This window comes from Acidiplasma aeolicum (assembly GCF_001402945.1).
Lineage (GTDB): Archaea > Thermoplasmatota > Thermoplasmata > Thermoplasmatales > Thermoplasmataceae > Acidiplasma > Acidiplasma aeolicum.
In genome coordinates, this window is record NZ_LKBG01000288.1 from 1 (window position 1) to 6,325 (window position 6,325).

Annotated in this window: 7 protein-coding genes; 5 read left to right on the forward strand and 2 right to left on the reverse strand. The window is 33.2% G+C overall.

Going from position 1 to position 6,325, the window contains the following annotated elements; translation table 11 throughout:
• The 4 genes from AOG54_RS10145 to AOG54_RS09230 form a co-directional block, all read left to right on the forward strand.
• Positions 1 to 237: hypothetical protein (locus AOG54_RS10145; protein WP_236692488.1), on the forward strand; the 237-nt coding region annotated here is incomplete at its 5' end.
• A gap of 1,876 nt (positions 238 to 2,113) precedes the next feature.
• Positions 2,114 to 2,542 carry a CRISPR-associated endonuclease Cas1 gene (cas1, locus tag AOG54_RS09605; protein ID WP_084795547.1) on the forward strand — a complete coding sequence of 143 codons (429 nt, stop codon included), beginning with the start codon at positions 2,114 to 2,116 and terminating at the stop codon, positions 2,540 to 2,542.
• Positions 2,535 to 2,735: a hypothetical protein gene (locus AOG54_RS09225; protein ID WP_054964129.1), complete on the forward strand. Its 201-nt coding sequence runs from the start codon at positions 2,535 to 2,537 to the stop codon at positions 2,733 to 2,735. The genes cas1 and AOG54_RS09225 overlap by 8 nt, the downstream gene beginning before the upstream one ends.
• Before the next feature lie 145 nt (positions 2,736 to 2,880).
• A complete protein-coding gene (locus AOG54_RS09230; protein WP_156324238.1) occupies positions 2,881 to 3,117 on the forward strand; it encodes a hypothetical protein in 237 nt (78 codons plus the stop codon).
• Positions 3,118 to 3,604: 487 nt separating this feature from the next.
• Here the strand turns inward: AOG54_RS09230 and AOG54_RS09235 are convergent, their stop codons facing one another.
• Both AOG54_RS09235 and AOG54_RS09780 read right to left on the reverse strand, forming a co-directional pair.
• Positions 3,605 to 4,225: a glycosyltransferase family 4 protein gene (locus AOG54_RS09235; RefSeq protein ID WP_054964127.1), complete on the reverse strand. Its 621-nt coding sequence runs from the start codon at positions 4,223 to 4,225 to the stop codon at positions 3,605 to 3,607.
• 419 nt (positions 4,226 to 4,644) lie between these two features.
• The gene (locus AOG54_RS09780) at positions 4,645 to 4,797 is read right to left on the reverse strand and encodes a hypothetical protein (RefSeq protein ID WP_156324239.1); all 153 of its coding nucleotides are present in this window, start codon (positions 4,795 to 4,797) and stop codon (positions 4,645 to 4,647) included.
• Between the two features lie 300 nt (positions 4,798 to 5,097).
• On the opposite strand from AOG54_RS09780, the gene AOG54_RS09245 reads away from it, so the two are divergent.
• The gene (locus AOG54_RS09245; RefSeq protein WP_054964125.1) at positions 5,098 to 5,883 is read left to right on the forward strand and encodes an FkbM family methyltransferase; all 786 of its coding nucleotides are present in this window, start codon (positions 5,098 to 5,100) and stop codon (positions 5,881 to 5,883) included.
• The last annotated feature ends 442 nt before the right edge of the window (positions 5,884 to 6,325 follow it).

The following is a 6,325-nucleotide window of genomic DNA, read 5'->3' on the forward strand; positions in this document are numbered from 1 at the left end:
TATTATAGATTCTATAGAATCACCGGAACCATGAATCCATCTGGTCTGTGGAAGAAAATTGTCATGACAACCATGAATCACGGACCATACAGAATAAAAATCTTAGAAAAACTGCAAGGTCATTATCGGGAAAATGGGATCAAAAATCCATATGATCGGTATCATGAATTAAGGCCGGTTGCAACATGTTGCAACCGATCATGTTGCAATAAAATAAAATATGGATATGAAAATTAAAATATGGAATTAGAATAATACGGGATAAAATGAATATGCAAGACTATGTTGCAACCGTTGCAACACCAGTTGCAACATCGGAAAATGCCTAAAATAGAGGGTCTTCTAACGAACGCTGGCTTTTTCATGGTGACTATGTTGCAACATGTTGCAACACTAGTTGCAACATAAGAAATTGCGTATAATAGAGGGTTTCTTGACAAATGGACATTCCATGGTGATCATGTTGCAACATGTTGCAACCGATCATGTTGCAATAAAATAAAATATGGATATGAAAATTAAAATATGGAATTAGAATAATACGGGATAAAATGAATATGCAACACTATGTTGCAACCGTTGCAACACATTGCGACACCATGTTGCAACACAAGAAAATGCGTATAATAGCGGTTTCTCTAACTGACGCTAAGTTTTTCATGGTTGCCATGTTGCAACCTATGTTGCAACTGTTGCAACACAAAAAAATGCGTATAATAAAGGGTTTCCTGACAAGTTGCAACATTCGCATGGTGGTCATGTTGCAACTGTTGCAACCATGTTGCAACCTGCGTTGCAACACAAATTGCAACACCTAAAATTGAGTATAATTTGGGTTCTGCTGGTGTGTTCGGAGTAAATGGGACATGTGCATGGGACAATATGGGGCAATATGTTGACTTTTGGTGTTTCCTTATGTTTCCATTCAGGAAAATGGCTATAATAGCGGATCTGTTAAGAAATGTTACCATGCCTATGTTATCTTTTTAGAACTCGTAATTACGTAATATGAAGAAGAGGCATGGAAAGAATCGATACAATAAGCATGGCCAGGATTTAGGGGTACTAGCCAGCATGGAAGATGCCTTATCCGTGAATATAAACTTGTACGTGATATGATACAAAGTTTCAGTATAGTTACAGCATTACAATTAACAGCAATCGGTTCCGTGTGTAATGATCTCAACCAATTCAATGGATTATATGCAAGCCGCATTTTATGCTGTAAAGTTTACATATTGATCTGCGCTGTTTTTGGTTATTCTATTTAGTAACGATATATCTGTATTTTTTGGGCAGACCGATCTTCTTATATGGTACCTTATACCCTGGAGATAAGGCTAAGGGAAGATTAATCGTAACGTATGGCAATATCAAGTTAGCTGTGCTAGATATAAAGTTTTATCCTGTTTAGGCCGTTTTTAGGATCGTTCGGAGCCTCTATAAATATAACGGATGAATTTTTCGTGTTATATGTAGTTCCATTAACAACGTCCATTACGTATTTGCCGGTAGACCAGCTTAATTAAATTCAATGCCATAGTATATTAGGGATAGACGAAGGATCTCCATATCTTATGGGCGAATTGATCGCTGTAGAGTTAACCTTTACAAAGGTATTATTCGTGATGGCATTGGAGCTGCCGCGGATTATCATAGAACTTCATGCAACATATAAATTGGAAAATAGGCCTACGTTGCAAGGGTAGAATTCATTATTAGTTATATTTACGTCATACTGTACGATTATGTTGCTTACCTCGTGTTGTCGCTGGATCGGCGAATGTGTTTACTGTGTTTACACCTTTTTTAAATGCAAAGCCGTTGAGATTCAAATCAAATTGTTGAATCATTGCATATGATGGTGTAAAGCAATCCACGTGTACAATCGTGTATTCATCTATGAATTTACTGGCTCTTCCTTCAAATTCTTACAATATAGATACGATAGTGATTAAAAAGTATGAGGGATCTTATTATAAAGGCAAAAAACCTAACGACTTATGATTGTTGCTATGTATCCTCTTATTTCTCAATTATCCCAAAAGTATTGAATGAATTGGCACATGAATTCAATTTCCAATCTGGGAGGAATAAATAATATTAGTGGAATATTGATGTCCCCGATCCTGTAAATGCAAGGCTCAATTACGGATATGCAATTCTTCAATCATTAATAAAGAAATGCACCAACACAATCGGTTTAGACCCTTCAATTGGATTTGTACACGAAATTGCACCGTCAAAACATCCATTAGTCTATGATTTACAGGAACTGTTCAGATACGTGATAGATTCTTCCGTCATCGAGATGCTTGAATCAGGATTGAAAAGATCAGATTTTATCACAACTGAAAATTATCACATAAGATTGAAGCCGAATAAGGCTAAAGAACTGATTGAGAAAATTCGGGACAATTTCAATAAACGTTATGTTCTTAAGGGTAAACAGCATACTCTTAAGAACATAACGTTTGAGAACGTCAGGGAATTCAGTAATTGCCGTGATAATAATCTCCGCCCCATAAATAGTGATGCATAACGATAACAAATTCGATTATGTGGACTGCTTTGCTGAGAGGAAACATATTGTTGTTGATAAGATACGATACATTGGCAAGGAATCTAACAACATTGATGACCCCAACGGGATTGATGATGATTCATACATGGAATATGAAAATAAAGAGGAATTCAAGAATTGGGCCTTATCACTCAAGATGAAAGATGTGTAGGATAAGGGAATATCTAAAAGAGGATCGAATAACTTCAAGAAGAAAATCAGAGAAAAGAATGTATTGAAGAATAAATCCAAAATCGTTAAAATTTTATTTTTACTATATAAATCGCATTAATTCTTGAATATTAATATTTTAGTAATTGAATATAAAAAGCGGGCACGTTTTGAGGTCTTATCTATATCCCCAGCATAACGATACGTTAAAGAAATTTAAAAGAATACAAATCGAGTACCACCACGGTTATGAAAAATTAAAGGATAAACTTGAAGATGCAGGATTCACTGTAACTTATACTGAAACTGTAAAAGTATTTGATAAAGATGCAATAGAACATAACATGAGTATCGGTTATATCTATGCAAAATCAGGTGTATGAAGAAAATATTTACAAGACATAAAAGTGTAATGATCTAATCCTAAATCGTGAGACAAAAAGCTTGAATATTATAAGAAAATGTTGTATATAATACAATAATCAAGTTTCTTCTTAGCTATGTCTATTCCTCATTATATGGTCTACAGTTATCACAATCTTTTTCTATATTCCAACAGCCTTGCTTATTGTCGGTACATTTGTGCAATATTATTATACTTGAATATGAAAAGGGAAATACAAGCTTAATAGGGTGGATTATACGACATGGAACTAATAGTGCCCCCTGATCATTGCCATAATGGCGTCATGGCTAAAATCATTATACAAAACTGTCCAGAATTAAAGGGGCACAGATCACGATCGTTTAGATAGTCCAACAAAGTGTATTGTAATAATGGAGAAATTAAAATTATATATTAAATATAGAAAAGAGAATTCATACATATCAAAAAAATATAACCATTGTGAAGTAGTAATACTATTTATCTTAAGATTTTCTTCTTTGAACTTCTTCAATTAACCTAATAAAATTCTTATTCATGTTATCATAGCTAAATTCTTTAGCTGTTTCCAATCCGTTTTGAATCATTTGCTCCCTTAAAGCTTTGTTATTGATTAATAATATAACCTTTTGATACAAACAATCAGAATCTCTCACAGGGAAAATAATGCCATTTAAGCCATCTTTAATATATTCATTTACTCCTCCGTTGTCAGTTACAACTACAGCACAACCACATGCCATCGCTTCCAGAGGTGGCGATGACATTCCCTCGACTATAGAAGGCAAGACAAAAATCATACTTTTGTTATACAGGCCAAGCAAAACTTTTCTGGATGGCCTGTAATAATAAATTATTTCGTTCCTTATATCTGCCGGTATTTCATCCAATTTATAATCTCCGAATGCCGTTATTTTTATATTTTCATTATTTTGCAATAATTTTCTAATGCATTCAATAGCATATATTGAGCCTTTTGATTCATTTTTTCTTAATGGAAACATAATGTATTCTCTATCATTAGTTTTTGTTAACTTTTTAAAGAATTGGGTATCAATACCGACATGGAAAAATAATTGTTTTTCCGCCTTAAACCTGTTATACACTTTTTGATTTATGACAATTTTTTTAAATGGAAAAGTATATGTAAATTTTGCATTGTTGGAATACTATCCGCTAAAAGAGACATCGTCTTCGCTATTCTGGATAAGGTATAGCGTTTCGATTTTATGCTTTTTAACATATTCCCTAACAAAATAAGCAGTTACCCATGCAGTAGCTATAATTATATTTGTTTTAATTTTAACATCTTCAATAGTTTCATAATAAAATAAATCAATATCATCTAAAATAGAATAATTATAATCAACTCCTAGGAGTTTATATAGTCGTAATTTATAGAACAAATTAATTCTCTTACAGTTAAATAATAATTGAAATAAATATACCATCAACCTATACCATCTATTCTCATTCTTTACATTTTGACTAACATTATAATTCTCTATATAAATTTCTGGCTTCTTTAAAAAATGATAGAGGTTCTTATACCTCCCTTATTAAGTGCTTGAGCAAGCCTGTAAACAATAATATAGCCACCTGGTGGATAAGCAATACTAGGTCTTGGCAAAACAAAAACCACATCATAAATATTGAGCTTCATTTTATTATCTTTCATATTTTTACAAGCACTCATTGGTTGTTTGTTTTTAAATATTTTTATGGTCTACTGCAATTACATTTAAAACCCACGGATCTCCGAAGAAGATACCCAGAAGGACAGCCTTAACATTGTCACTAAGGGAACATCCTGAAAAGAAGGTGTATGTGTTCATCAAAAAATACGATGAGGGCGGTGAATATCTGCTTATATCCTAGTACCACTACAAGGATATAACGTTTAACCAAACAATGTTCGTGATCATTATCTGAATATTGCGACGTGAAATATTTATAAACGAAATTTCTATACAACTTTGTGCAAACAGTAAAATTGACTTATGGTAAAATTGAACTCATGGTGAATAAGAATGAACCTTTTCTTTATTATGCAACATTTATTGCCGATGAATATGGTAAATTAGAAATTAAAGAAGGAGACGTCGTGATAGATGCTGGAGCTAATATTGGGGATTTTACTGTAAAATCAGCAAAACTTGTTGGTAGTAAGGGAAAGATAATCGCAATTGAGCCAGACCAAAATAACGTTGAAATATTAAAGGCGAACTTAGATTTAAATCAACTGAAGAACGTTTCAATCTTACAAATGGCACTTTCAGACAGCAACGGTGAGGCTTTTATTCAAGGAGAAGGTGTTAGTGCAAGCATTATTGGTAATAAAAGTGGATTAAAAGTTAATACTATTACTCTCAATAAGATAATTGACGAGTATTGTGGAAAGAACCAAAACATAGTAATCAAAATGGATATTGAAGGGGGTGAAGAGTTAGTTTTTAAAGACCCTACTTTCTTGTTAAGAGTAAGAGAGATTGCCATGGAACTCCACGGTAAGCAAAATATAATGGATATCCCAAGTAAACTTACAGATTATGGGTTCTCTGTATATGATTTCTCAATACATGACCAGATAAAAAATTCCATTAAAAATTTTGTACGTCATCCATTGAGCGTAATCAAGGCCGAATTCAAAACAAATTTCATTGCAACGAAGGGGGCCTTTAAAACAATATTTGGCCATAATCCGATTCCAAGTATAAATAATAGTGACCTTAAGATTATCTATGCTGTTAGAAAAGAACATTAGTGGAATATGAACTATGCAAAAAAGGATTTGAGATATGCCTGTGATATTAGTGAGCGCCTACATAAATACATGAACCTTATCTTTCCTGGAACCAACTGGTTTACCCATCATAACATAGCGTGATGAATCAGTCACAGGAGATTCGAATTCCTCTCGGCTCGCCGCTAATATAAACATTTCTACACGGTTAGCTTCCTTTTTTGGGTTCAGTACACTACTTTTATATCAGAAAAATGAAAACGCTCATTCAAACGGGAATGCAAGATGCTTGAAAGGTTTAATGCAGTATAACAAACGTTATACGGCGTTTTTATTTAAATACTTTATATGCTCTGGGAATTAAGGCCCTATTATAAGGATATGAAGGATTTATGTTATGTGGTATGATAATTAATAATATATTATAATAGATAAAACCGGGTTTAAGAAGAATAATTTACAT